Annotated in this window: 22 protein-coding genes; 4 read left to right on the forward strand and 18 right to left on the reverse strand. The window is 71.5% G+C overall.

Annotation, left to right across the window (positions count from 1 at the left end):
* Positions 1 to 409: 409 nt before the first annotated feature.
* The 10 genes from OTB20_RS24415 to OTB20_RS24460 all read right to left on the reverse strand — a co-directional run bounded on the left by OTB20_RS24415 (position 410) and on the right by OTB20_RS24460 (position 10440).
* Positions 410 to 1303, reverse strand: coding sequence for an alpha/beta hydrolase (locus tag OTB20_RS24415; protein WP_267820631.1), 894 nt, complete (start codon positions 1301 to 1303; stop codon positions 410 to 412).
* A gap of 170 nt (positions 1304 to 1473) precedes the next feature.
* Positions 1474 to 2685 (reverse strand): kynureninase, encoded by a 1212-nt coding sequence (kynU, locus tag OTB20_RS24420; protein WP_267820634.1) that lies wholly within the window; start codon positions 2683 to 2685, stop codon positions 1474 to 1476.
* Positions 2678 to 3526, reverse strand: coding sequence for a tryptophan 2,3-dioxygenase family protein (locus OTB20_RS24425; protein WP_267820636.1), 849 nt, complete (start codon positions 3524 to 3526; stop codon positions 2678 to 2680). The genes kynU and OTB20_RS24425 overlap by 8 nt, the downstream gene beginning before the upstream one ends.
* Positions 3527 to 3780: 254 nt before the next feature.
* The gene (locus tag OTB20_RS24430; RefSeq protein ID WP_267751754.1) at positions 3781 to 4194 is read right to left on the reverse strand and encodes a DUF3151 domain-containing protein; all 414 of its coding nucleotides are present in this window, start codon (positions 4192 to 4194) and stop codon (positions 3781 to 3783) included.
* Positions 4195 to 4291: 97 nt separating this feature from the next.
* The gene (gene fbaA / locus OTB20_RS24435) at positions 4292 to 5314 is read right to left on the reverse strand and encodes a class II fructose-bisphosphate aldolase (RefSeq protein ID WP_267751753.1); all 1023 of its coding nucleotides are present in this window, start codon (positions 5312 to 5314) and stop codon (positions 4292 to 4294) included.
* Between the two features lie 254 nt (positions 5315 to 5568).
* A complete protein-coding gene (pyrE, locus tag OTB20_RS24440; RefSeq protein WP_267820638.1) occupies positions 5569 to 6108 on the reverse strand; it encodes an orotate phosphoribosyltransferase in 540 nt (179 codons plus the stop codon).
* A gap of 21 nt (positions 6109 to 6129) precedes the next feature.
* Positions 6130 to 6918 (reverse strand): aldose 1-epimerase, encoded by a 789-nt coding sequence (locus OTB20_RS24445; protein WP_267751752.1) that lies wholly within the window; start codon positions 6916 to 6918, stop codon positions 6130 to 6132.
* Between the two features lie 93 nt (positions 6919 to 7011).
* Positions 7012 to 7962, reverse strand: coding sequence for a CoxG family protein (locus OTB20_RS24450; protein WP_267820640.1), 951 nt, complete (start codon positions 7960 to 7962; stop codon positions 7012 to 7014).
* A 30-nt stretch (positions 7963 to 7992) separates the two neighbouring features.
* Entirely contained in the window at positions 7993 to 9642 is a 1650-nt protein-coding gene (locus tag OTB20_RS24455; protein WP_267820642.1) for a polyamine aminopropyltransferase, read from the reverse strand.
* A gap of 228 nt (positions 9643 to 9870) precedes the next feature.
* The gene (locus OTB20_RS24460) at positions 9871 to 10440 is read right to left on the reverse strand and encodes a DUF2617 family protein (RefSeq protein ID WP_267820644.1); all 570 of its coding nucleotides are present in this window, start codon (positions 10438 to 10440) and stop codon (positions 9871 to 9873) included.
* Positions 10441 to 11195: 755 nt separating this feature from the next.
* Between OTB20_RS24460 and OTB20_RS24465 the strand changes: the two genes are divergently transcribed.
* Entirely contained in the window at positions 11196 to 12389 is a 1194-nt protein-coding gene (locus OTB20_RS24465) for a pyridoxal phosphate-dependent aminotransferase (RefSeq protein ID WP_267820645.1), read from the forward strand.
* Positions 12390 to 12548: 159 nt separating this feature from the next.
* Entirely contained in the window at positions 12549 to 13727 is a 1179-nt protein-coding gene (locus OTB20_RS24470; protein WP_267820647.1) for a mannosyltransferase family protein, read from the forward strand.
* Between the two features lie 25 nt (positions 13728 to 13752).
* Here OTB20_RS24470 and OTB20_RS24475 read toward each other — a convergent pair whose 3' ends face one another.
* Together OTB20_RS24475 and clpB are read right to left on the reverse strand one after the other, a co-directional pair.
* Positions 13753 to 14304 carry a YbjN domain-containing protein gene (locus OTB20_RS24475; protein ID WP_267820649.1) on the reverse strand — a complete coding sequence of 184 codons (552 nt, stop codon included), beginning with the start codon at positions 14302 to 14304 and terminating at the stop codon, positions 13753 to 13755.
* Positions 14305 to 14513: 209 nt separating this feature from the next.
* A complete protein-coding gene (gene clpB / locus OTB20_RS24480) occupies positions 14514 to 17111 on the reverse strand; it encodes an ATP-dependent chaperone ClpB (protein ID WP_267820651.1) in 2598 nt (865 codons plus the stop codon).
* Positions 17112 to 17256: 145 nt separating this feature from the next.
* Here clpB and OTB20_RS24485 point away from each other — a divergent pair, with 145 nt between their 5' ends.
* Positions 17257 to 17697: a pyridoxamine 5'-phosphate oxidase family protein gene (locus OTB20_RS24485; RefSeq protein WP_267820653.1), complete on the forward strand. Its 441-nt coding sequence runs from the start codon at positions 17257 to 17259 to the stop codon at positions 17695 to 17697.
* Positions 17698 to 17911: 214 nt separating this feature from the next.
* On the opposite strand, the gene OTB20_RS24490 is transcribed toward OTB20_RS24485, so the two are convergent.
* Complete coding sequence (locus tag OTB20_RS24490) at positions 17912 to 18223, reverse strand: (2Fe-2S)-binding protein (protein WP_266906367.1); 312 nt, start codon at positions 18221 to 18223, stop codon at positions 17912 to 17914.
* Positions 18223 to 18429, reverse strand: coding sequence for a hypothetical protein (locus OTB20_RS24495; protein WP_267820655.1), 207 nt, complete (start codon positions 18427 to 18429; stop codon positions 18223 to 18225). Before OTB20_RS24495 ends, OTB20_RS24490 begins: the two co-directional genes overlap by 1 nt.
* A 103-nt stretch (positions 18430 to 18532) precedes the next feature.
* On the opposite strand from OTB20_RS24495, the gene OTB20_RS24500 reads away from it, so the two are divergent.
* The gene (locus OTB20_RS24500) at positions 18533 to 19552 is read left to right on the forward strand and encodes a helix-turn-helix transcriptional regulator (protein ID WP_267820657.1); all 1020 of its coding nucleotides are present in this window, start codon (positions 18533 to 18535) and stop codon (positions 19550 to 19552) included.
* Positions 19553 to 19670: 118 nt separating this feature from the next.
* On the opposite strand, the gene OTB20_RS24505 is transcribed toward OTB20_RS24500, so the two are convergent.
* The 4 genes from OTB20_RS24505 to dnaK all read right to left on the reverse strand — a co-directional run bounded on the left by OTB20_RS24505 (position 19671) and on the right by dnaK (position 23894).
* Positions 19671 to 20123, reverse strand: coding sequence for a heat shock protein transcriptional repressor HspR (locus OTB20_RS24505; RefSeq protein ID WP_267820659.1), 453 nt, complete (start codon positions 20121 to 20123; stop codon positions 19671 to 19673).
* 1 nt (position 20124) lies between these two features.
* Entirely contained in the window at positions 20125 to 21312 is a 1188-nt protein-coding gene (gene dnaJ / locus OTB20_RS24510; protein WP_267820660.1) for a molecular chaperone DnaJ, read from the reverse strand.
* Positions 21313 to 21381: 69 nt separating this feature from the next.
* Positions 21382 to 22047: a nucleotide exchange factor GrpE gene (gene grpE, locus OTB20_RS24515; protein WP_267820661.1), complete on the reverse strand. Its 666-nt coding sequence runs from the start codon at positions 22045 to 22047 to the stop codon at positions 21382 to 21384.
* Complete coding sequence (gene dnaK, locus OTB20_RS24520) at positions 22047 to 23894, reverse strand: molecular chaperone DnaK (RefSeq protein ID WP_267820663.1); 1848 nt, start codon at positions 23892 to 23894, stop codon at positions 22047 to 22049. The genes grpE and dnaK overlap by 1 nt, the downstream gene beginning before the upstream one ends.
* Positions 23895 to 23980: the final 86 nt, after the last annotated feature.

Consider the following 23980-nt stretch of genomic DNA (forward strand, 5'->3'; position numbering starts at 1 on the left):
GAACAACACAAGACTCCAGGGAACCCCCCGGCCGTGCACCGGGGGGATCCCTGGTGTCTTGTGTTGTTCCGTGGGGGGACGGCCCGTCAAGGGTGGCCGAAGGCCATCGCGAAGCGACGCGACCGCAGGGAGCGCCCTTGACGGGCCGTCCCACCACGGAAGGACACTCGACTGCCGGGACGCCCACCGGCACTCACGCAGCCCCCGACCAGCCCGCAGCACAAGCCCACCCCCGGGGCACCATGAGCCTCGTCCATCTCCGGGCCGGGCAGATCGTAGGGAACTCCCTACGGCCAGATCAACTTCTTCATCGCCCTCGCCTTCATCGGCAAGCCGGCCCCGGTCTCGTCCCTGGCCGACCAGCAGTGGGGCTTACGGCCGCACCGGCCGTCATCGGCCCCCAACACCCCTACCAAGCCAGTTGGGAGATCTCCTCCGACACCACCGCGCACGCGTCCGCCGCCGGGTCGATGAGCGGGAAGTGGCCGACCCCGTCCAGCAGGGTCAGCCCCACCGTCTCCCCCGCCAGTGCGGCCGCCGCGACGTACGCCTCGGACACCGCCTCCGGGACCACGATGTCGCTGCGTCCCTGGACCAGCGCCGTCGCGATGCCCGTCGGGAGCAGCGCCGCCGGGTCGGCGTACGGGCGCCGCGCGGCGAAGCCGCTCGTCCCGCCGAGCAGCTGCGCCGAGGCTCCTCCGCACACCCCGAGCTCCTCGGCGACGGTGAAGTCGGCGATCGGGGCCAGCGCCACCACGCCGCGCAGCGGCGGCGGCGCGGGCAGTCGCCAGCCGGGCGGGGCGTCGTACGGGAGCACGTGCCGGGCCGCGGCCCACAGTGCGAGGTGGCCTCCTGCCGAGTGGCCGGTCAGGACCATGCGGCGCGGTGCGGCCTCGGGCAGGCAGTCGGCGGCCAGGTCCGGCAGGGCGTCGAGGGCGGCGGCGACGTCGTCGAAGGTCTCGGGCCAGCGGCCGGCCACCGGGCCCTGGGCGTCCTGGTGGGGCAGGGAACTCCCGCGTCGGTACTCGACGTTGGCGACGGCGAATCCCTGTCGGGCCAGGAAGTCCGCGAAGGGGGTGATGTGCTGCCGGTCGTAGGGGGCGCGCCAGGCTCCGCCGTGGAGCAGCACGACCAGCGGGGCGGAGTTGCGCGGTCCGGCCGGGCCCGCGCGGCGCGGGGCGTAGAAGTCGACGATCTGGTCGGGGTGTTCACCGTAGGAAGCCGTCGCGTCGGAAGCGACGGGCGGATGCGAGAAGGCCGAGGCTGCCTCGGCGGCGTCCCGTTCGACTGCGGGGTCCGTCATCGGCTCAACCTCCGGTAACGCATGGGACAGGGGGGACTGATGTTCCGGTGTTCCGGCAGAGCGGGACCGTATCAGGCCGGAACGGCCCCCTCCGTGGTGGGCCGGGGAGATACCGGCGCGGGCGGGGCCGCAGCCCCGCCCGCGTGGTGATGTGACGTTTCGCTACTGGTTCACCCGAAAATGTGACCCAGTACGCGCGCCGCACGCTCCGCGTCCGCGAAGCCGACGTACAGCGGGGTGAATCCGAAGCGCAGCACATCGGGGGCGCGGAAGTCCCCGATCACGCCCCGGGAGATGAGCTCGCGCATGATCCCGTCCGCGTTCTCCGTCCGGAGGGACACCTGGCTGGCACGTTGCCCGTGCTCCTCGGGGGTGACCAGCTCGACCTTGCCCGCCGGGACGTACGCCGCCACGCAGTCGAGGAAGAAGTCGGTCAGTGCGAGGGACTTCGCGCGGACGTCTTCGACCGCGACCCCGTCCCAGGCGTCCAGGGCGGCCTCCAGGGCGAGCATGGACAGGATGTCCGGAGTGCCGACGCGGGCCCGCGCCACGCCCTGCGCGCCTTCGTAGGAGGGGGTCATCGCGAAGGGGTCCGCGTGGCCGTTCCAGCCCGGCAGCGGGGTGTCGAAGGCGGGCTGGTGGCGGGCGGCGACGTACAGGTACGCGGGGGCCCCGGGGCCGCCGTTGAGGTACTTGTACGTACAGCCGACCGCGAGGTCCACCGCGTGCGCGTCGAGGCCCACGGGCAGGGCCCCGGCGGTGTGGCACAGGTCCCAGACGACGAGCGCCCCGGCGGCGTGCGCCGCCGCGGTGAGTGCGGGGAGGTCGTGCAGGCGGCCGGTGCGGTAGTCGGCGTGGTTGAGGAGGACCACGGCGGTGTCGGGGCCCATCGCCCCCGCGGCGGCGGCCGGGTCGACCGGGACGACGCGCAGGCCCGTCATCCGGGCCGCCGATTCGGCGATGTAGCCGTCGGTGGGGAAGGTGGCGGCGTCCACGAGCAGCTCGGTCCGGCCGGGAGCGGCCAGCCGGGCGGCGCCGACCAGGGCCTTGAAGAGGTTGACGCTGGTGGAGTCACCGACGACCACCTGGCCGGCGGCGGCGCCGACCAGGGGGGCTATCCGGTCGCCGATGCGCTCGGGGGCGTTCCACCAGTTGGCTTCGCCCTCGGTCCAGGAGCGGATGAGCTTGGTGCCCCACTGCTCCGTGACGACCTCGGCGAGGCGGGCGGCCACTCCTGCGGGGAGCGCGCCGAGGCTGTTGCCGTCGAGGTAGACGACGCCCTCGGGGAGGGTGAAGCGGTCCCGGAGCTTGCCCAGGGGATCGGCCGCGTCCAGGGCTTCGGCGCGGGCCGACAGGTCCGGGGCCGCGGTCGGCTCAGACATGGCTGCGCGCCGTCCACAGTTCCGGGAAGACGTTCTTCGTCGCCCGCTTCTCCAGCCAGGCCACGCCGGCCGAGCCGCCCGTGCCCGTCTTCGCGCCCATCGCGCGCCGGGTGGCGACCAGGTGGTCGTTGCGCCAGCGCCAGACCAGCTCGGCGACGTCCGTCAGGACCTCGCCGAGGCGGTGGAGGTCCGGGTGGGCGTCCGGGGCCGCGTACAGGGCCGTCCACACGGTCTCGACCTCGGGCGAGGGCTCGTAGCGCTGGGAGAGGTCGCGGTCCAGGACGGACTGCGGGACCGGGAGCCCGCGGCGGGCGAGGAGGCGCAGGACCTCGTCGTAGAGGCTGGGCTCCTGGAGGGCCTTCTCCAGCTCCGCGTGGACGCGCGGGGCGCCGCGGTGCGGGACCAGCATGGAGGCGGCCTTGTCGCCGAGCAGGAACTCCATCCGGCGGTACATCGCCGACTGGAAGCCGGAGCCTTCGCCGAGGGCCGCGCGGTAGGCGTTGAACTGGCCCGGGGTCAGCTGGGCGAGGGGGCGCCAGGAGGCGTTGAGGGCCTCCAGCTCGCGGAGGGATCGTTTCAGCGCATCCATCGCGACGGGGAGCTGGTCCTCGCGGAGTGCCTTCGCGGCGGTCTCCCACTCGTGGACGATGACCGTGAACCACAGCTCCATGACCTGGGTGGTGACCAGGAAGACCATCTCGCCCGGGTCGTCCGACCGCAGGTGCTGGAGGTGGGTGAGGACGTCCGCCTGGACGTAGTCCTCGTAGGGGGTCGTGCCGGCGAAGTCGAGGTTCGGGGTGGCCGAACCGCCGTCTCCGGAGGCATCAAGGGCGTGCGACATCGCTGTCTCCTCGATACGTGCTTCCGGGTAGCGGTCCGCTCCTTCCGGTGAGGTGAGTGGAGCTCCGGTCCCCTGTCCGCATCATAAGACCGTCGTGCCGCAGGGCTTCAATAGTCAGTGGCGCACGTCACGTCCCGCGACCGGGCTGAGCCGGTCGGTCGAGCCGGTCGAGCGGTCGGTCGAGCCGGTCGGGTCGAGCGCGACCGGACCGGGCGGGCCCCCGTGGAGCCCGCCCGGTGCCGGACGCCGGGGCGTCAGGCGCCGAGGACGTCCGCGGCCGTCTCGGAGGAGTCGCGCAGGAAGGTCGAGCAGCGCTCGTACTCCTCCTTCTCGTCGATCGCGCCGGCCGCACGGGCCAGGGCGTTCAGGGCGCGCAGGAAGCCGCGGTTCGCCTCGTGCTCCCACGGCACCGGGCCATGGCCCTTCCAGCCGGCGCGGCGCAGCGCGTCCAGGCCGCGGTGGTAGCCCGTACGGGCGTACGCGTACGACTCGACCGTGCGGCCGGCCGCGAAGGCATCGTCGGCGAGGACCGCCCAGGCGAGGGAGGACGTCGGGTGCGCGGCGGCCACCTCGACGGCGGGGGTGCCGGCGGCGATGGCCTCGCGGCCCGGCTCGTCGGGCAGGTGGGTGGGGGCGGGGCCCCCGAGCAGGTTCTGGTGAAGAGACATGCCCCCAGTCTGGGGGATGCCGGCAACCGCGAAGGCCCGGCCCCGCCGTCCGTGGACGGTGGAGCCGGGCCCTTCCGGCAAAGCCGCGGCTATGCGACTACTTGAGCTTCGTGCCGGTGGAACGCAGGTTCCCGCAGGCCTCGGTGACGCGGGCGGCCATGCCGGCCTCGGCGGCCTTGCCCCACGTGCGGGGGTCGTACTTCGACTTGGTGCCGACCTCGCCGTCGACCTTCAGGACCGCGTCGTAGTTGCGGAACATGTGCTCCACGACCGGGCGGGTGAAGGCGTACTGGGTGTCGGTGTCGAGGTTCATCTTCACGACGCCGTTCTCCAGCGCGGTGGCGATCTCCTCGGCCGTGGAGCCCGAGCCGCCGTGGAAGACGAAGTCGAACGGGGAGGACTTGCCGTACTTCTCGCCGACACCGGCCTGGAGGTCCTTGAGGAGCTCGGGGCGCAGGACGACGTTGCCCGGCTTGTAGACGCCGTGCACGTTGCCGAAGGAGGCGGCCAGCAGGTAGCGGCCCTTCTCGCCCAGACCCAGAGCCTCGGCGGTGCGCAGCGCGTCGTCGACGGTGGTGTACAGCTCGTCGTTGATCTCGTGGCTGACGCCGTCCTCCTCGCCACCGGTCGGGGTGATCTCGACCTCGAGGATGATCTTCGCGGCGGCGGCCTTGGCCAGCAGCTCCTGGCCGATGGCCAGGTTGTCGGCCAGGGTCTCGGCGGAGCCGTCCCACATGTGCGACTGGAAGAGCGGGTTCAGGCCACGGGCCACGCGCTCGGCGGAGATGTCGATCAGCGGGCGGACGTAGGTGTCCAGCTTGTCCTTGGGGCAGTGGTCCGTGTGCAGCGCGACGGTGATGTCGTACTTGGCGGCCACGATGTGCGCGAACTCGGCCAGGGCGGCGGCGCCGGTGACCATGTCCTTGTTGTACTGGCCACCCAGGAACTCCGCACCACCGGTGGAGATCTGGATGATGCCGTCGCTCTCGGCCTCCGCGAAGCCGCGCAGTGCAGCGTGCAGGGTCTGGGTCGAGGTCACGTTGATCGCCGGGTAGGCAAACTTGCCTGCCTTCGCCCGGTCGAGCATCTCGTTGTAGACCTCGGGGGTTGCGATGGGCATCTGTCCGCTCCTTGGATGTGCGGGGAGTGTGCTTATTGCGGGCCCTGACCTGGGGGCGACGTTGCCGTCGGGCCCATCTTTCCAGACTCCCGGGCGCACTCCACCTCGATGACGGCGGGGCGCGGGCCGAACCGGGTGGAGTGTTTCACGTGAAACACTCCACCCGGCCGAAAAACCCCAGGTCAGAGCCTGGTTAGGAACTGCCGGGGACCTAAGTCACCAGTTGTACGGAAGTACGACCCGGTGTCCGAGGGTTAGGACAAACCGAGGTCGTCGAGCTGGTAGCCCGTGAGGTAGGGCAGGCCCGCGGCCGCGATGGCGTCGGCCGCGCCGCGGTCGACGATCGTCGCGACGGCGACGACCTCGCCGCCTGCCTCGCGGACCGCCTCGACGGCGGTCAGCGGGGAACCGCCGGTGGTCGAGGTGTCCTCGACGACCAGGCAGCGCTTGCCCTTCACGTCGGTGCCCTCGATACGGCGCTGCATGCCGTGCGCCTTCTGCGCCTTGCGGACGACGAAGGCGTCCAGGCGCGCCCCGCGCGCGGCGGAGGCGTGCAGCATCGAGGCGGCGACCGGGTCGGCGCCCAGGGTCAGGCCGCCGACGCAGTCGAACTCCAGGTCCGCCGTGAGGTCGAGCATGACCTGGCCGACCAGCGGGGCGGCTTCGCCGTCCAGGGTGATCCGGCGGAGGTCGATGTAGTAGTCGGCCTCGCGGCCGGAGGAGAGGATCACCTTGCCGTGCACGACGGCCTTGTCCTTGATCTGCTGCAGAAGCGCATCGCGTACGTCACTCATGGCCCCGAGCTTAATTGGGCACTACCCGAGCCGCCGCCACGTCCACGTCGTGGAGATCTCCAGCGGGTCCACCGGGGTGACCAGCTGCGGGAGGCTGTTCAGGCCGTTCGGCGGTCCCGACTGCGGTTCCACGCAGACGGCCTCGGGCTGCTCGTCGTAGACGACCACCCATTCGGAGCGGCTGGTGACCTTCAGCTCGAGGGCGTCGGGCCAGGTGAGGGTGACGTCGACCCCGTACGGCATACCGAAGCAGTCGTCCCAGGGGCCGGGCTTCGGGTCGATGCGGTTGCCGGTGGGCAGGTGGTCGGCGCCGCGCTCCTCCTGCCAGGCGGCCTCGAAGTCGATGCGGACGTCACCCCCGCCGGTGCCGAGGTTCCGCTGGAACCAGGGGTGCCAGCCGGCCTGCGCCGGGAAGGAGTCCCCGTAGGTCTCGATGCCCATCGTCAGGGTCAGGGCGTTCTCGCCGAGCTCGAAGATCTGGGTGACGAGGCCCTCGTAGGGCCACGGGTCCGCGAGCGGGTACGTGAAGACGGCCTCGGCGGCGCTGGTCCGCGCGGTGCGCCAGGCGGCTTCGCGGCCGAAACCGTGGATGGCGTGCGGCGGGTGGTTGAGCGGGAGCTGGTGCAGGGTCGCCCCGTCCTGGAACTGCCCGTTCCTGGTCCGGCCGCACCAGGGGACCATGGGGAAGGACCCGTAGTGGTCCCCCTGCCGCAGCAGTTCCGTCCCGTCGATGCGCAGACTGCTGATCCGGCAGCCGTTCTCCTGGTCGATGGTCACCTCGGCGCCGCCGGCGCGCAGTTGCGTACTCATGCCATGACCTTAGTCAGCCCCGCGGGGTGCTGACCGCCGCACGGGGAAGCGGGCGAGTTCCCCGGCGTCGCCGAACGGCGGCTCGACAGCGGCTCAGCGGCGGAGCCAGCGGCGGCGGCGCAGGGCTCGGCCCAGGAGGACGGCCGAGGCCACGGCCACGGCGGCGGCCGGGGCGATCCAGCGGAGGCCGGCGCCCGCGGCGGCGGAGGTGGGGGCGGGGACCGGGGCGTAGCGGCCGCGCGGGGGTGCGTGGTCGACCTCTTCGGCGCTCCTGCCGATCATCGTGCGGCGGGCGTGCGCGGCCTCGGCGGGCGGGCGCGGGGGGCCGCCGAGGTCCCCGAGGTCGGCCATTCCCTCGAAGGTGCCCTCGAGGAAGGGATCCAGCGACGGGGGCGGCACATCGGTGTCGAACACGGACGCGGTGACCTCGGTGCTGTCCGGGCCGGTGTCCGCGTCGGTGACCGGGTCCAGGCCGGCAGCCGCGTCCGGTCCGGCCGCGTCCACGTCCGCCTCCAAGCCGGTGTCCGCGTCCACGTCCGCCTCCAGGCCGGTGTCGGCCTCCGCCGCGGTGTCCAGGGGGGTGGCGGGTGCCACGGTCGCTTCCGCCGGCTCGTCGACCGCGAGCGCCGCCAGGTACCCGGCGGCCCGGTCCAGGAGGCGGTGCGCGGCCGTGGCGGCCGCCTCGGGGGCGAAGGCGGCGGCGCGGCCGTCGGCGGCGGACTCCGCGGCGAACTCCAGCCGGGTGCCGCCGCCCGTCTCTGCGAGGCGCAGCTCCAGGGAGAGCTTCACGGTCCCGTTCCCCCTCACCTCGGTGCCCTCGCCGGCGAGGGCGAAGTGGTCCGGGTCCCGCTCGGTGACGCTGAGGGCGCCCCGGTAGGTGACGGTGTGCCCGCCGACCCGCACTTTCAGCCGGCCGGTCAGCGGCCCGGCATCGGTGTCGGCGTCCTGCTGGAGCCCCGGCACGCAGCGCGCCACCCGGGCGGGGTCGCGCAGCAGGGCGCGGACGTCGGCGGCGGGGACCGGAACGAACACCTGATGCTCCATGCGGTCGAGCCTACCGACGCGGCAGCCCGGCTACGAGTACCTGGGGTGCGGCAGCGTGGACGGCGGGAGGCCGGACACCCGGGTGCGTTCCGTGTCCCGGGCGGCGTCGGCCAGTGACTGGGTGGACAGGGACCGCAGGACGGGCGTGTCCCGGTCCACGCGCAGCCCGGGCGCGCCCTCGCGGGCGGCCAGGACGAAGCCCCAGTCCTGGGGGAGCGTCGCGGCGGCGGAGCCGGCGCCGAGGACCCGGTCGGGGCCGGCTGTGAAGCCCGAGAGGCGGCCGCCCGCGCTGTAGGGGGTGGTGCGCAGGCCGGCGGCGCGCAGGGTGGCCTCGACGGTCCAGTAGGTACGGGGCCTGGTGCCCGGCGGTCCCGCGTGGACGGCGAGCCGCCCGCCGGGGCGCAGGGCCCGCGCCGCCAGCCCGTAGAACTCCTGCGAGTACAGCTTCGTGCTGGGGGTGATCCCGGGGTCGGGCAGGTCGGAGACGATGACGTCGAAGCGGGCCCGGGCGCCGGTTCCGCGCAGCCAGCGGAAGGCGTCCTCGGTGACGGCGCCGAGGCGCGGGTCCTCGTATGCCCGCTCGTTCAGCGCGGAGAGCATCGGGTCGGTTCGGGCGAGCCGCACGACTCCGGGGTCGAGCTCGACGACGGTGACGGAGGCGACGTCGCGGTAGCGCAGCACCTCGCGGGCGGCGAGGCCGTCGCCGCCGCCGAGCACCAGGACGCGGGTGTGCGGGCCGGTCATCGCGGGGTGCACGAGCGCTTCGTGGTAGCGGTACTCGTCGTAGCCGCTGACCCGCAGGCGGCCGTCGAGGAAGAGGTCGAGGGAGCGCGGGGAGCCGTTCGGGGGGCCGGTGAGGACGAGTTCCTGGACGCCGGTCTGCACGGCGACGCGGACCTCGCCGCCGTAGACGGCGCGACGGGCCACCCGTTCGAAGTCGTCGGCGAGGACGGTGGCGCCGGCCAGGAGGGCGAGGACGGTGACGTTGACGGCGATGAGCAGCCAGCGGGCGCGGCGGCTCAGGTCCCGGCGGAACAGCCACAGGACGAGGCCGCCGCCGGCGGTGACGTTGACGGCGCCGGTGAACATGGCGCCGGTGAGCTGGCCGAGGACGGGCAGCAGCAGGAAGGGGAAGGCGAGGCCGCCGACGAGCGCGCCGACGTAGTCGGCGGCGAACAGGTCGGCGACGGCGCCGCCCGCGTCCTGTCTGCGGATGCGCTGGATCAGGACCATCAGGAGCGGGATCTCTGCGCCGATGAGGACGCCGATCGCGAAGGAGAAGGCGACGAGCGCGGGCCGGGACTCCCCCAGCCAGGCGAAGCTGGCGTAGAGAGCCATGGCGGAGAGCCCGCCGAGGAGGGCCAGGGCCGCTTCCACGAGGGCGAAGCCGAAGGCGGGCCGGGTGCGCAGGGCCTTGGCGAGCAGGGATCCGACGCCCATGGCGAAGACCATGACGGACAGCACGACCGACGCCTGGGTGACGGAGTCGCCGATGAGGTACGAGCCGAGGGCGAGCAGCTCCAGTTCGTATACGAGCCCGCAGGCGGCGCAGACGAACACGGTGGCCAGGACGAGGAGTCGGCCGGTTCTGGGCCGTACGGGCAGGGCGGCCGGGGCGCGGGCCACACCGCGCGGCTCCGGAGCCGGGAGCACCCCGCGCGGGGCGGAACGGTCGATCATGAAGCGAACCGTACGTCACCGCCTGCTCGCACCCGGTCACCCACATGGGTGTAAGTGGAGTGCTGGTTCCGGCAGTTGGCGTAACCGCCCGGCAACTCCGCGACCCTGCGACCCCGGAGCTCCCGGATCACCACCCGCGACCCCGCGACCGCCGGATCACTACCGGCGGACCCGCGGCCCGGCGACCCCCCCCCCCTGCGCTCCCGCTCCCGCCCCCGCCCCCGCCCCCTAGATCAACACTGGCGACTCCACGGCCGCCGCGGCGCCCGTCACCAGCCCCGCACCGCTCCCGGCCGTCCGTACGCCGACCCGGGTGCGGGTGGCCACCAACTGCCCTTCCTGCGGGTACGCGTGCCAGGTGCGCCACCGCACCTGGCCCTCGTAGCGCTGCGCGAGCATGGCGGTGAAGGCGTGCGGGCTGCCGGGGAAGGTGCCGGCGAGCCCGTTCGGGTGATCCGCGACCAGAGCGAGCAGTTCCTGCGCACGGCCGGCGAAGGAGCCGCGCGAGAGGTTCTCGACCCGCGCGGCGAACTCGTACTCCCAGTCGCCGACGCGCTCGGCCACGCCGAGCGGAAGCGGGGTGCTGCTGCCGGGCATACAGGCGACGGTCTCGGAGCAGAGCACGTCGCCCTCTTCCAGGAGTACCTGGTGAGAGGCCCCGAGCAGACGCAACTCCACTTTGGCGTCACCCAGTTCGAGATTCAGTACGGCCAGGGCGGGCAGCCGATCCCGCCCCAGGGCCCAGGCGAGGTCGGAGGCACGCGTGTCGGTATAGGTGGTCTGGAGGGTCGTGAGCATGAGTCGGCTCCGCAAACGCGCGAGGGAGATGGGCCGGAGCCCGCCAGCGGTAGTCAACGGGTGGGGGGACACCGGCACGGGTCCACAGGAAGTCCAGGGAGGTCCGAGGACTGGTCTACTCAACCGAGGGAATCATGAAAGGCACGGCACTCACAGCGTTTTTACCCAAGTTGCAGGGGTTTACATCCCCTCGGGGGCTACGCAGTTCACGTGTTCAACAGCATGCCGCCCGTACGTCGTAATGCGCGGTATGAGCGTCCGAACAAGAAGACGCCCGACGGAAGTTGTACCCGGCGGGCACCCCGCGCATGTCGGCGGGGAACCCACGGGTCCATGCTGCCCCCTGTCAGCTGGAACCGCATCCGCCGCCGCCGCAGGAGGAGGACGAGGAGGAGGAACCACAGGAGGACGATGACGAACCGCACGAAGAGGAAGAGGATCCGCAAGAGGACCCGTGCGAGCTGCCACTGCCCGCCCACCAGCTGCTGCTGCTGTCACCGGACCCACCCGAATCCCCCGACCCACCCGATGCGTACCCGCTGCGCGCCGCTCGAGCCGACGCCACCACCACCAGCACGATGCCGGCGAGCACGGCCATACCAACCACGACCAGGACGACCACCATGATCGTCCCCCCCTTCTGTCGAAACCCGGATACCCGGGGTGCGGGCTCCCATTCGTCCGCGTGCAGGGGGAATTCCCTAGGTGCACGCGGCCCAAAGCACACTTGAGCAAGTCCAGAGCTTCCCCGCAGGATGGCGCCCATGAGCGCTCCCGAACGCACCCCCCGCCTCGCCCGCCCGATCCTCAACCGCCGGCTGGCGGCCTTCGGCACCACGATCTTCGCGGAAATGTCCGCACTGGCCACCGCCACCGGCTCCATCAACCTCGGCCAGGGCTTCCCCGACACCGACGGCCCCGCCGAGATCGCCGAGGCGGCGGTGCGCGCGATCCGCGACGGCCGGGGCAACCAGTACCCGCCGGGCCCCGGTGTTCCGGAGCTCCGTACGGCGATCGCCGCCCACCAGCAGCGCTTCTACGGCCTGGACCACGACCCGGACACCGAGGTCCTCGTCACCGCCGGGGCCACCGAGGCCATCGCGGCCTCCCTCCTCGCCCTCCTCGAACCGGGCGACGAGGTCATCGCCCTGGAGCCCTTCTACGACTCCTACGCCGCCTGCATCGCGATGGCCGGGGCCGTCCGGGTGCCGCTGACCCTGCGCGCCCCCGATTTCCGCCTCGACGTGGACGCGCTGCGGGCCGCGGTGACCCCGCGCACCCGGCTCCTGCTGCTGAACACCCCGCACAACCCGACGGGTACGGTCCTGACCCCCGCCGAGCTGGCCGCGGTCGCGGAGCTGGCCGTCTCCCGCGACCTGCTGGTCATCACGGACGAGGTGTACGAGCACCTGGTCTTCGAGGGCGCCCACACCCCGCTGGCGGGCCTGCCGGGCATGCGCGAGCGCACGGTCACCATCTCCTCCGCAGGCAAGACCTTCTCCTTCACGGGCTGGAAGGTCGGCTGGGTGACGGGGGCGCCGGAGCTGGTCACCGCGGTCCGCTCGGCGAAGCAGTTCCTGACGTACGTGGCCTCGGGCCCGTTCCAGTACGCGATCGCCGAGGCCCTGGCCCTCCCCGACACGTACTACGACACCTTCCGCGCGGACCTGGCCGCCAAGCGCGACCTCCTCGCCGACGGCCTCGCGGCGGCCGGCTTCGAGGTCTTCCGCCCCCAGGGCACCTACTTCGTCACCACCGACATCACCCCGCTCGGCGAGCGGGACGGGCTCGCCTTCTGCCGGGCCCTGCCGAAGCGCTGCGGAGTGGTGGCCATCCCCAACCAGGTGTTCTACGACGACAAGGCCGCCGGAGCCACCCAGGTGCGCTGGGCCTTCTGCAAGCGCACGGACGTCCTGGAAGAGGCGGTGGAGCGGCTGCGGCGGCTCTGAGGCGGCTTAGTGCTGTGACCGGAAAGGTTCACCGCGTCGCGGCGCCCGGCACGGCACCTAGCGGCGGCGGAATCGAATCGTCGGGCCCCGCCCTCGTAGTGTTCCTCTTCCTCCATCACGGCGCCTCCGACCGGGAGCCCTCCAGAGAGTCGGTACCGCATGGCGACGGAAACGCTGTCGAACGGCATACGGACCGGGCGGCGCGCCGGCCGGTACGGCAGGATCCCGGGCTCCGTGCTCGCGCTCGGGGTCTACGCGGCCGTGCGCGCCGCCGGGGTGCTGGCGGTCGCCGTGGCGGCCTGGTGGAGCGGGCGCAGCCCCGTACGGGTGCTCGGTGAGTCCTGGGACTCCGTCTGGTACCTGCGGATCGCCGAGCACGGCTACGGCCGGACCCAGATCCATCCCGGGATCGGATCCGTACAGAGCGACTCCGCGTTCTTCCCGCTCTACCCCGTCCTGATCCGCTGCGCCTCCCTCGTGCTGCCCGGCTCCCTGACCGTCGCCGCGCTCGCCGTGGCCTGGATCGCCTCGGGCGCGGCCGCCGTGGGGGTGTACCGGGTCGGGGAGCACCTGCTCGGGGCCCGCGCCGGAGTACTGCTCGTCGCACTGTGGGCGGCGCTGCCGCACGCCCTCATGCTGACCCTCGCCTACACCGAGGCCCTGCTGGCCGCCTTCGCCGCCTGGGCCCTGTACGCCCTGCTGCGCGGCCGCTGGGGGTGGGCGGCGGGGCTGGCCGTGCTCGCGGGGCTGACCCGGCCCACCGGGATCGCCGTCGCCGCAGCCGTGACGGCGGCCGCCGCCTACGAGGTCTGGCGGCGGCGGGGCCGCGCGCCCGCGGCGGTGTGGGCCGCCGGGCTGGCCGCTCCCGCGGGCTGGGCCTCGTACGTCCTGCTCGTCGGCGTGCACCGGGGGGATCCGCTCGGCGGCTACTTCGCCGTCCAGAGCGGCTGGGGCTCGCGCTTCGACTTCGGCGCCGGGGCGCTGCGCTCCGCGCGGCACGCGCTGGGCTCCCCCGGGCAGGTGGAGCTCGCCACGGTCGTGACGGTGGTCCTGCTGGCGGCCGCGCTGGTGCTCGCCGGGCTGCTGGCGGCCGACCGCCGGATCCCGCTGCCGCTGTTCGTGTACACGGGCGTGCTGCTGCTGATGACCTACGGCGGCGCGGGCTTCTTCGAATCGAAGCCGCGCTTCCTGCTGCCCGCGTTCCCGCTGCTGCTGCCGGCGGCGGCCCTCATGGCGAAAGCCCGGCCGAGCACCGCGGTCGTGGTGACCGGGGTGCTGGCCGGGCTCTCGTACGGATACGGGCCGTACCTGCTGCTCGCGTCCGGGGTGGCGCCGTGAGGGGTGGGACGCGGACCGCGAAGACCTAGTTGGTCTCGCTGTCGCCGCCCTCGCCGTCCTTGTCGCCGTCGGTGGAGTCGACGTCCTTCTCCAGGCCGAACTGCTCGACGAGCCACTTGTCGAACTCGATCGACGCGCGGACCCAGCTGACCGTGGAGGACACGAAGTGCTCCAGGTTCACGCCGGTGCCGATCAGCATCTGCGCCTCGCCGATCAGGCGGACGGAGCCGTCGTCGTGCGTGTGGCTGTAGACCTTGGGCCACAGCGTGCGGCGGTTCCAGTCGTCGATGGACTCGAGGAGCTGAGCCTTCTCTTCGATCTTGTGCGGACGGTCGTAGAAGGTCCGTACGGAGAAGACCTGCTGCTCGTCCTCGCCGCGGAACATGAAGTACGTGCGGAAGTCCTCCCACGGCGCCGCGAGGTCACCCTCGTCGTCGACGACGTACTTGAGCTCCATCTGCTCCAGGAGCTGCTTGACCAGATCCTGGTCGGGGACGACGGGGCCCGCCGGTCCTGTGGCCTGCGGATCGGGCTGCTGCCCTCCGAAGTTCGGAATCGAGGCCGGGTCGATGCTCACCGTGTGACTTCCCTTCGTGCGGATGCCGCCATCCTCTCCCATCGCGCCCACCCCGTGTCCACCCCGGGCGGTACCGATCCGCGCAGGGCGGACAGGAGTAGGGACCGGGTAAGCCGGGCCCCGGATGGACCGGGGGCCCGGCTGAGGCGGGATTGCGCCGGATGCCTGGGCGGGATCCCGCCGGGTTTCCGGGCCGGGACCGCTCCGGACTACAGCGCCTTGCCCACCAGCAGGTCGTCGCCCGCGACGGAGACGCGGACGGTGTCGCCGTCCTTGACCTCGCCCGAGAGGATCTCGCGGGCCAGGCGGTCTCCGATGGCCGTCTGGATCAGACGGCGCAGGGGGCGGGCGCCGTACGCGGGGTCGTTGCCCTTGTCCGCCAGCCAGGCCAGGGCCTCCGGGGTGACGTCCAGGGTGAGGCGGCGTTCGGCCATCCGTTTGGCGAGGCGGCCGACCTGGAGCTCGGCGATGTGGGCCAGCTCGGACCCGCTCAGGGCGGAGAAGACCACCAGGTCGTCGAGGCGGTTCAGGAACTCCGGCTTGAAGGAGGCCCGCACCACGTCCAGGACCCTGGCCTTCTTCTCGTCCACACCTGTGGACGGATCCATGAGGAACTGACTGCCCAGGTTCGAGGTAAGGATCAGGATGGTGTTGCGGAAGTCCACCGTGCGGCCCTGGCCGTCCGTGAGGCGCCCGTCGTCGAGGACCTGGAGCAGGACGTCGAAGACCTCGGGGTGGGCCTTCTCCACCTCGTCCAGGAGGATCACGGAGTACGGGCGGCGGCGGACTGCCTCCGTCAGCTGGCCGCCCTCCTCGTAGCCCACGTAGCCGGGCGGCGCGCCGACGAGGCGGGCCACGGTGTGCTTCTCGCCGTACTCCGACATGTCGATGCGGATCATGGCCCGCTCGTCGTCGAAGAGGAAGTCCGCGAGGGCCTTGGCCAGCTCCGTCTTGCCCACGCCCGTCGGCCCGAGGAAGAGGAACGAGCCGGTCGGCCGGTCGGGGTCCGCGATGCCGGCGCGGGTGCGGCGTACGGCGTCGGAGACGGCACGCACGGCCTCGCCCTGGCCGATCAGGCGGCGGCCCAGCTCCTCCTCCATGCGCAGCAGCTTCTCGGTCTCGCCCTGGAGCAGCCGGCCCGCCGGGATGCCCGTCCAGGCGCCGACCACGTCCGCGATGTCGTCGGGGCCGACCTCGTCCTTGACCATGCTGTCCTTGGAGCCGGAGCCCGCCTTGACGGCCTCCTCCTCCGTGGCCTCCGCGAGCTCCCGCTCCAGGGCCGGAATCTCCCCGTAGAGCAGCTGGGAGGCGGTGTCGAAGTCCCCGTCGCGCTGGGCGCGCTCGGCCTGGCCGCGCAGGTCGTCCAGGCGCTCCTTGAGCTCGCCGACCCGGTTGAGGGACTCCTTCTCCTTCTCCCAGCGGGCGGTGAGGCCCCGCAGGTCCTCCTCCTTGTCCGCCAGGTCCTTGCGGATCTTGTCGAGGCGTTCGCGCGAGGCCGGGTCGGACTCGTTGTTCAGGGCCAGCTCCTCCATCCGCAGCCGGTCCACGGAGCGCTGGAGCTCGTCGATCTCCAGCGGGGAGGAGTCGATTTCCATGCGGAGCCGGGACATGGACTCGTCGACGAGGTCGATGGCCTTGTCGGGGAGGAAGCGGGAGGTGATGTAGCGGTCGGAGAGGGTGGCCGCGGCGACGAGCGCGCTGTCGTTGATGACGACCTTGTGGTGGGCCTCGTAGCGGCCCTTGAGCCCGCGCAGGATCGCGATGGTGTCCTCGACGCTCGGCTCCGCCACCAGCACCTGCTGGAAGCGCCGCTCCAGGGCCGGGTCCTTCTCGATCCGCTCGCGGTACTCGTCGAGGGTGGTAGCGCCGACCATCCGCAGTTCGCCGCGGGCCAGCATGGGCTTGAGCATGTTGCCCGCGTCCATGGCGGAGTCCCCGCCGGCGCCGGCGCCGACGACCGTGTGCAGCTCGTCGATGAAGGTGATGATCTGGCCGTCGCTGGACTTGATCTCCGCGAGGACCGTCTTGAGCCGCTCCTCGAACTCGCCGCGGTACTTGGCGCCGGCGACCATCGCGCCGAGGTCCAGGGAGACCAGCCGCTTGTTCTTCAGGGACTCGGGGACGTCGCCCTTGACGATGCGCTGGGCCAGGCCCTCGACGACGGCGGTCTTGCCGACGCCGGGCTCGCCGATGAGCACCGGGTTGTTCTTCGTACGGCGCGAGAGGACCTGGACGACGCGCCGGATCTCCTGGTCACGGCCGATGACCGGATCGAGCTTGCCCTCGCGGGCGGCCGCCGTGAAATCGGTGCCGAACTTCTCCAGGGCCTTGTACTGGCCCTCGGGGTCGGGGCTGGTCACCCGCCGCCCTCCTCTTGCGTTCTCGAATGCGGCCAGCAGCTTCTTCGCGGTCGCGCCCTGGGCGGAAAGGAGCTCACCGGCGGCGCCGCCCTTGGCGGCGACGGCGATGAGCAGGTGTTCGGTGGAGAGGTACTCGTCGCCGAGCTTCCCGGCCCGCGCGTCGGCCTCCGCCAGTACGGCGAGCAGCTCGCGGGTGGGCTGCGGGGGCGCGACCGTGGAGCCCGTGACGCTGGGCAGGGCGGCGAGCAGCCGGTCCGCTCCGGCGCGGACGGCGGCCTGGTCGGCGTCCGTCGCGGCCAGCAGGTCGGTGACGTTCTCGTTGTCCTCACCGGTGAGCAGCGCCAGCAGCAGGTGCGCGGGCGTCAGGTCCGCGTGCCCGTCCTTGACGGCCCTGGTGGTGGCCGCGTTGAGCGCGTCCCGGCTCCTGTTGGTCAGCTCGGCATCCACGTGCGCCTTCTCCCTTCCGTGCGGGTCGTACGACTCGTGCAGCTTGCGGCTTGCACCGCAGCTCTCGCGTGCTTGTGCTTTACATGGACAACCTGCACAAAGTTGAGTCTATTCCACTCAAGGTGGCGCGACGTACCCTTCGCGCATGTCGGTTACCAGCACAGCCCATGACGTACTCAACCCGACGGCCGAGTACCTCGCCTTCTGGCGGGAACGGCACGTCTGCACGCTGACCACGCACCGCCCCGACGGCAGTCCGCACGTGGTCCCGGTGGGTGTGACGTACGACCCGGAGGCCGGGCTGGCACGGGTGATCAGCAACAAGCACAGCAAAAAGGTCCGCAACGTGCTGGTGGCGCAGGACGGCCCGCAGGGCGACCCGCGGGGCGGGGTCCGGGTGGCGGTGTGCCAGATGGAGGGGCGTCGCTGGGCGACCCTGGAGGGTCGCGCGGTGGTCCGTACGGACGAGGCCTCCGTCGCGGAGGCGGTGCGGCGCTACGCCGAGCGGTACGGGCGGACGCCCTCGCCGAACCCTGACCGGGTGGTCGTGGAGATCAGCCTGGACCGGGCCATGGGGCGCGCGTAGCCGGCGGAGTCCGCCTCGGCCTTGCCCGGCACGCGCCCGCCCGGGGCCGCCCCCTCCGGCACGACCACGCCCGATCCGGCCGTGTCCGGTTCAACCATGTCCGGTTCAACCACTGGACACGGACATCACAGCGACGCCATCGTGGTCAGGTCCACGATGGCGTCGCTGTGTGGGGGGTAGCGCCTGAGCGATCTTCGACAACAGGGGAATCGCTTCAGGCACTGCGGGGGGTGGCAGCGGATTCGGGCTCGAAAAGTTGGTGATCACGCTGGTCCAGATTGACGAAGACCATGCCGTACCGGATCTCGCAGCGGACCGGCTGCGGTGCGCCTCGGGGGCGGCGCAGACAGCGGTAGGCGCGGACGTCCTCGTCCTCCTCCCGCACCACGATGATCGGCTGGCCGAAGAGGGTGACCTTCAGCGAGTCACCCGCGTAAGGAATGGCGCTGGTGAGATCGATGAACTGCCAGCCGGAGCGGTATGCCGATGCCATTTCACGGCGGAAGCCGTGATCGTCGGGGGTCATCAGTCCCAGCCGAGGTCGTCGGTCGACGCTGCGGCCGAGTCCCAGCCCAAGTCGTTGGGCGTCGAATCCCAGCCCAGATCAGGCTGGCCTATCGCCACGGGCGTGTCGGTACCCCCCACGTCCCCGCCGAAGGCGCTGACTGCCCCGATGACCGCAGCGGCGGAGAACCCAATGGCAAGTACCGAGCGAAGCATTCTCTTGTACATGGTCGGCTTCGTCCTCACTTGATGGAAATCTTCTCCCCCGCGTGTCAGACGATGGCTCATTCGGGCACGTCGCTGCCACAGGGACGATGCATCATGTTCTTGCATGTTCAGGACCCTGGGGGGTGGAGATTTGCCCAGAAACAACACAAAGCCGACACATCCCCACCCCGTCACGTCCATGTGCGAGGAGGGAACACGGCTCTACACGGCCGCGCTGAGCACCGGCCGGGTCACCCGCAGCGAGGTCGAGAACGCCCCCTGCCTGCTCGAATTCGCTCTGCTGAGGCCCGACCCCGATGACGCGAACCAGCTGCGCGCGGTTCCCCCGTCCGTCGCACTCGCCCAGCGGCTCCATCCGCTCGAGCGAGAGATTCAGGACCGGCGCCGCGACACCATAGATCTCACCGACGCATTCGAGCCGTTTCTGACCGTCAGCGCACAGAGCCCCGCGAACACCCACGCCATCACCGTGCTGGAGGGGTTCGACCAGATCCACACCGCGCTCGACCAGGCCACCGCCGAATGCCGGACCGAGGTGCTGACCGTACAACCGGGTGGGGCCCGGTCCACGTCCGTCCTCACGGAGGCGCTGGAGCGCGCCGCTCCCCTGGTCAACCGCGGGGTGCGGATCCGCACGCTCTACCAGCACACCGTGCGGCACAGCCAGGGCACGCTCGCCTACGTGGACCGGATCTCCGCGGGGAAGGTGGAGATCCGCACACTCGAAGAGCTCATAGAGCGTCTCATGATCTTCGACCGCACGGTGGCCTTCATCCCCACCAGCGACGACCGCAAGACAGCCCTGGAACTGCGCCACCCCGGGCTGGTCGACTACCTCATCAAGGTCTTCGAGCAGTTGTGGCACCGCGCCATCCCGCTGTCGGCGGAGGTGACGTACCAGCACACCCCCGGCGGCATCTCCGGCGTGCAGCGCTCCATCGCCCAGCTCCTCATCGAGGGGCACGTGGACGAGGCCATCGCGCGCAGGCTGGGGATGAACGTACGGACCTGCCGCGCCCACATCGCCAAACTGGCGGCCTCGCTGGGCAGCGGCAGCCGGGCGCAGCTGGGCTTCCTCATCGCCCGGTCGGGAATCCTGGAAGACCCGGCGCCCGGCCCCTGAGGGCGGCGCCCGGACGCTGAAGGCCGCGCGCAGGCCCTGCAGGGCACCGGGGGCGACGCGGAAGGCCCCGCCCGGTGAACCCGGGCGGGGCCTTCGTCGCACGTCCGTACGGGCGCGCTCAGTCCATCGGGCGCTTGGGCGCCGGCCGCCAGACGACCAGGGCGCTGCCCGGCTGCGGCGGCTGGTAGGGGACCAGGTCGCGCCGGTACGAGGCGTGCACCTGGGCCTCGCGCTGCTGGAGGACGGCGGCGGCGCCGTCGACCGCCGTGGAGAGCTCGGCCACGCGCTGCTGGAGCGCGGCGACCTGGTTCTCCAGCTCGATGATCCGCTTGATGCCGGCCAGGTTGATGCCCTCTTCCTGGGACAGCGCCTGCACCGTGCGGAGCAGTTCGATGTCACGGGCCGAGTAGCGCCGGCCGCGCCCGGCCGTACGGCCCGGGGAGACCAGGCCGAGGCGGTCGTACTGGCGCAGGGTCTGCGGATGCAGGCCCGAGAGCTGGGCGGCCACCGAGATCACGTAGACCGGGGTCTCATCGGTGAGCTGGTACTGGCTCCTACGGCGGCCGTCCATGTCATGCTCCCTTCGCGGACTCGAACAGTGCGGAGCGTGGGTCCTCGGACTCCGTAGCCTCGCGATACAGCTCCATGGCCTCGCGGGCCTTGTCGTTCAGCTCCGTCGGGACCGCGACCTCCACCGTCACGAGCAGGTCGCCGCGGGTGCCGTCCTTGCGGACCGCCCCCTTGCCGCGGGCCCGCATCGTGCGGCCGCCCGGGGTACCCGGGGGCAGCTTCAGCGTCACCGAGGGGCCGTTCAAGGTCGGGACCTTGATGTCGGCTCCCAGCGCCGCCTCCGCGAAGGTCACCGGGACGGTCACCGTGAGGTTGTCGTCCTTGCGGCCGAAGACCGGATGCGCGTCCACGTGCACGACCACGTACAGGTCACCGCCCGGGCCGCCGCGCTCGCCCGGGGCTCCCTTGCCGCGCAGCCGGATCCGCTGGGAGTCGGAGACCCCCGCCGGGATCCGGACCTGCATGGTCCGGGAACTACGGGCCCGTCCGCTGCCCTTGCAGATGTCGCACGGGTTCTCGGCGATCAGGCCGCGGCCCTTGCAGTCCGCGCAGGGGTCGGTCAGCGAGAAGCCGCCGCCGCTGCCTCGGGAGACCTGGCCGGTGCCGACGCAGGTCGGGCACACGCGGGGCGTGCCGTTCTTGTCGCCGGTGCCCGAACAGGCCTTGCAGGGGGACTGCGAGGACATCCGGAGCGGGACCGTGGCCCCGTCCACCGCCTCCGTGAAGGAGAGGGTGACCTCCGACTCGATGTCCTGGCCGCGCCGCGGCTGGGTACGGGTACCCGGGCCGGGGCCGGCTCCGCCGCGGTTGAACAGGCCGCCGAAGACGTCTCCCAGGCCACCGCCGCCGAAACCGCCGGCCGCGCCGCCCTGCTGCTGGCCCCCGAAGAGGTCGCCGAGGTCGAAGTTGAACGAGCCGCCGCCCCCGCCCGGACCGGGGCGGAAGCCCCCGTTGCCGAACAGGGCGCGGGCCTCGTCGTACTCCTTGCGCTTTTTGGCGTCACCGAGGATGTCGTTCGCCTCGGAGATCTCCTTGAAGCGCTCCTCGGCCGAGGCGTCGCCCTTGTTGGCGTCCGGGTGGAACTCGCGGGCGAGCTTCCGGTACGCCTTCTTGATCTCGGCCTCGGTGGCGTCCTTCGGGACACCGAGGACCTTGTAGTAGTCCTTCTCGACGAAGTCCTTCGTGCTCATCCCCGGTGTCCCTCCTCTCGTACTTCTCGTCCCTCTGGTACTGCGCGTTCAGCTACTGCGTGTTCTGCGTCAGCCCTCGTCGGGGGCATCCGCGTCCTTGTCGGACGGCGTCTCGGCCTCCGCCGCCTCGGACTTCGGCGCCGTACCCGGCTGGGGCTCGGCCACCGCGACCCGCGCGGGGCGGATCGTACGCTCGCCGATCCGGTAGCCCGGCTGCAGGATCGCCACGCAGGTGTCCTCGGTGACGTCCGCGGCGTACGAGTGCATCAGGGCCTCGTGGATCGTCGGGTCGAAGGGCTCGCCCTCCTTGCCGAACTGCTGCAGGCCCATCTTGGCCGCGGCGGTCTCCAGCGATTCGGCCACCGACTTGAAGCCGCCGACCAGCTCGCCATGTTCCCGCGCCCGGCCGATGTCGTCCAGAGTCGGGAGGAGTTCCGTCAGGAGGGACGCGACCGCGATCTCCTTGACGGCGATCCGGTCCCGCTCCACGCGGCGGCGGTAGTTCTGGTACTCCGCCTGGACCCGCTGGAGGTCCGCGGTGCGCTCACCGAGCGCGGTGCGGGCCTGGTCCAGCTGGGCCAGGAGAGCTACGTCCTGTACTGCTGCGGAGTCCCCGGCCGGGGCCGCGGCCTCCTCCTCGGAGGAAGCTGCGGCCTTCGGCTCGGCGGCGTCGTCAGGCGCGGCGTCGGCGGGGACTTCGGGCTTCTCGTCGAAACCCGGGGTCTCCTCCGACATCAGACAGCGCCGCCCTTCGGCTTCTCGTCGTCGACGATCTCGGCGTCGACGACGTCGTCGGCGTCCGCGGCTCCGGCCTGGCCCGCGTCAGCGGTCGGCGCGCCACCGGAGGCCTGGGCGTCGGCGTAGATCGCCTGGCCGAGCTTCTGGCTGACGGCACCGAGCTTCTCGGTCGCGGTGCGGATCTCGGCGGCGTCCTCGCCCTTGAGCTTTTCCTTCAGCTCGGCGATGGAGGCCTCGACCTCGTCCTTGACGTCGGCCGGGACCTTGTCCTCGTTGTCCTTGACGAACTTCTCCGTCTGGTAGACGAGCTGCTCGCCCTGGTTGCGGGACTCGGCCGCCTCCTTGCGACGGAGGTCCTCGTCCGCGTACTGCTCCGCCTCCTGGCGCATGCGGTCGACCTCGTCCTTGCCGAGCGAAGAGCCGCCGGTGACGGTCATCTTCTGCTCCTTGCCCGTGCCGAGGTCCTTCGCGGTCACGTGCATGATGCCGTTCGCGTCGATGTCGAAGGAGACCTCGATCTGCGGGACGCCACGCGGGGCCGGCGGCAGGCCGGTCAGCTCGAACATGCCGAGCTTCTTGTTGTACGCCGCGATCTCCCGCTCGCCCTGGTAGACCTGGATCTGCACGGACGGCTGGTTGTCCTCGGCCGTCGTGAAGATCTCGGACCGCTTGGTCGGGATCGTGGTGTTGCGCTCGATGAGCTTGGTCATGATGCCGCCCTTGGTTTCGATACCCAGGGACAGCGGGGTCACGTCGAGGAGCAGGACGTCCTTGACTTCACCCTTGAGAACGCCCGCCTGGAGGGTCGCACCGATGGCGACGACCTCGTCCGGGTTGACGCCCTTGTTGGCGTCCTGACCGCCTGTGAGCTCCTTGACGAGCTCGGCGACGGCCGGCATGCGGGTGGAGCCGCCGACCAGGACCACGTGGTCGATCTCGGACAGGTTGATACCCGCGTCCTTGATGACGTTGTGGAACGGGGTCTTGCAGCGGTCGAGCAGGTCCGCGGTCAGCTGCTGGAACTGGGCGCGGGTGAGCTTCTCGTCCAGGTGCAGCGGGCCCTCGGCGGAAGCCGTGATGTAGGGCAGGTTGATCGAGGTCTCCGTGGAGGAGGACAGCTCGATCTTCGCCTTCTCGGCGGCCTCACGCAGACGCTGGAGCGCCATCTTGTCCTTGGCCAGGTCGACACCGTGGCCGTTCTGGAACTGCTTCACCAGGTAGTCGACGACACGCTGGTCCCAGTCGTCGCCACCGAGGTGGTTGTCGCCGTTGGTGGCCTTGACCTCGACGACGCCGTCGCCGATCTCGAGGAGCGACACGTCGAAGGTGCCGCCACCGAGGTCGAAGACGAGAATGGTCTGGTCGTCCTTGTCGAGACCGTAGGCCAGGGCGGCGGCCGTCGGCTCGTTGACGATGCGAAGGACGTTCAGGCCCGCGATCTCGCCGGCCTCCTTCGTCGCCTGACGCTCGGAGTCGTTGAAGTAGGCCGGGACGGTGATGACCGCGTCCGTGACCTTCTCGCCCAGGTACGCCTCGGCGTCGCGCTTCAGCTTCTGCAGGATGAAGGCGCTCATCTGCTGCGGGTTGAAGTCCTTGCCATCCAGATTGATCTTCCAGTCAGTGCCCATGTGGCGCTTGACGGAGCGGATGGTCCGGTCGACGTTCGTGACTGCCTGACGCTTGGCCACCTCGCCGACGAGGACCTCGCCGTTCTTGGCGAAGGCGACGACGGACGGCGTGGTCCTGGCGCCCTCGGCGTTGGTGATGACGGTGGGCTCGCCGCCTTCCAGAACGCTGACGACGGAGTTAGTGGTGCCCAGGTCGATGCCGACCGCACGTGCCATTTTGATTCCTCCAGCTGACTTGAGTGGAACAGACTCAAGACTGCCGGATCGGTTTGCCGGTGTCAACAGAGGTGAGCCGAGGGGGC

Origin of the sequence: Streptomyces sp. H27-H1, assembly GCF_026627445.1 — a bacterium.
Taxonomy (GTDB): domain Bacteria; phylum Actinomycetota; class Actinomycetes; order Streptomycetales; family Streptomycetaceae; genus Streptomyces.

Coding starts and splice junctions, on each gene's coding strand:
- dnaK (WP_267820663.1), bottom strand. CDS start 23,894: ATGGCACGTGCGGTCGGCATCGACCTGGGCACCACTAACTCCGTCGTC.
- OTB20_RS24425 (WP_267820636.1), bottom strand. CDS start 3,526: ATGTCGCACGCCCTTGATGCCTCCGGAGACGGCGGTTCGGCCACCCCG.
- kynU (WP_267820634.1), bottom strand. CDS start 2,685: ATGTCTGAGCCGACCGCGGCCCCGGACCTGTCGGCCCGCGCCGAAGCC.
- OTB20_RS24430 (WP_267751754.1), bottom strand. CDS start 4,194: ATGTCTCTTCACCAGAACCTGCTCGGGGGCCCCGCCCCCACCCACCTG.
- OTB20_RS24455 (WP_267820642.1), bottom strand. CDS start 9,642: ATGATCGACCGTTCCGCCCCGCGCGGGGTGCTCCCGGCTCCGGAGCCG.
- OTB20_RS24450 (WP_267820640.1), bottom strand. CDS start 7,962: ATGGAGCATCAGGTGTTCGTTCCGGTCCCCGCCGCCGACGTCCGCGCC.
- OTB20_RS24485 (WP_267820653.1), top strand. CDS start 17,257: ATGTCGGTTACCAGCACAGCCCATGACGTACTCAACCCGACGGCCGAG.
- grpE (WP_267820661.1), bottom strand. CDS start 22,047: ATGTCGGAGGAGACCCCGGGTTTCGACGAGAAGCCCGAAGTCCCCGCC.
- OTB20_RS24490 (WP_266906367.1), bottom strand. CDS start 18,223: ATGACCCCCGACGATCACGGCTTCCGCCGTGAAATGGCATCGGCATAC.
- OTB20_RS24465 (WP_267820645.1), top strand. CDS start 11,196: ATGGCGCCCATGAGCGCTCCCGAACGCACCCCCCGCCTCGCCCGCCCG.
- fbaA (WP_267751753.1), bottom strand. CDS start 5,314: ATGCCCATCGCAACCCCCGAGGTCTACAACGAGATGCTCGACCGGGCG.
- OTB20_RS24505 (WP_267820659.1), bottom strand. CDS start 20,123: ATGGACGGCCGCCGTAGGAGCCAGTACCAGCTCACCGATGAGACCCCG.
- dnaJ (WP_267820660.1), bottom strand. CDS start 21,312: ATGAGCACGAAGGACTTCGTCGAGAAGGACTACTACAAGGTCCTCGGT.
- OTB20_RS24460 (WP_267820644.1), bottom strand. CDS start 10,440: ATGCTCACGACCCTCCAGACCACCTATACCGACACGCGTGCCTCCGAC.
- OTB20_RS24470 (WP_267820647.1), top strand. CDS start 12,549: ATGGCGACGGAAACGCTGTCGAACGGCATACGGACCGGGCGGCGCGCC.
- OTB20_RS24415 (WP_267820631.1), bottom strand. CDS start 1,303: ATGACGGACCCCGCAGTCGAACGGGACGCCGCCGAGGCAGCCTCGGCC.
- pyrE (WP_267820638.1), bottom strand. CDS start 6,108: ATGAGTGACGTACGCGATGCGCTTCTGCAGCAGATCAAGGACAAGGCC.
- OTB20_RS24500 (WP_267820657.1), top strand. CDS start 18,533: ATGTTCAGGACCCTGGGGGGTGGAGATTTGCCCAGAAACAACACAAAG.
- OTB20_RS24495 (WP_267820655.1), bottom strand. CDS start 18,429: ATGTACAAGAGAATGCTTCGCTCGGTACTTGCCATTGGGTTCTCCGCC.
- OTB20_RS24445 (WP_267751752.1), bottom strand. CDS start 6,918: ATGAGTACGCAACTGCGCGCCGGCGGCGCCGAGGTGACCATCGACCAG.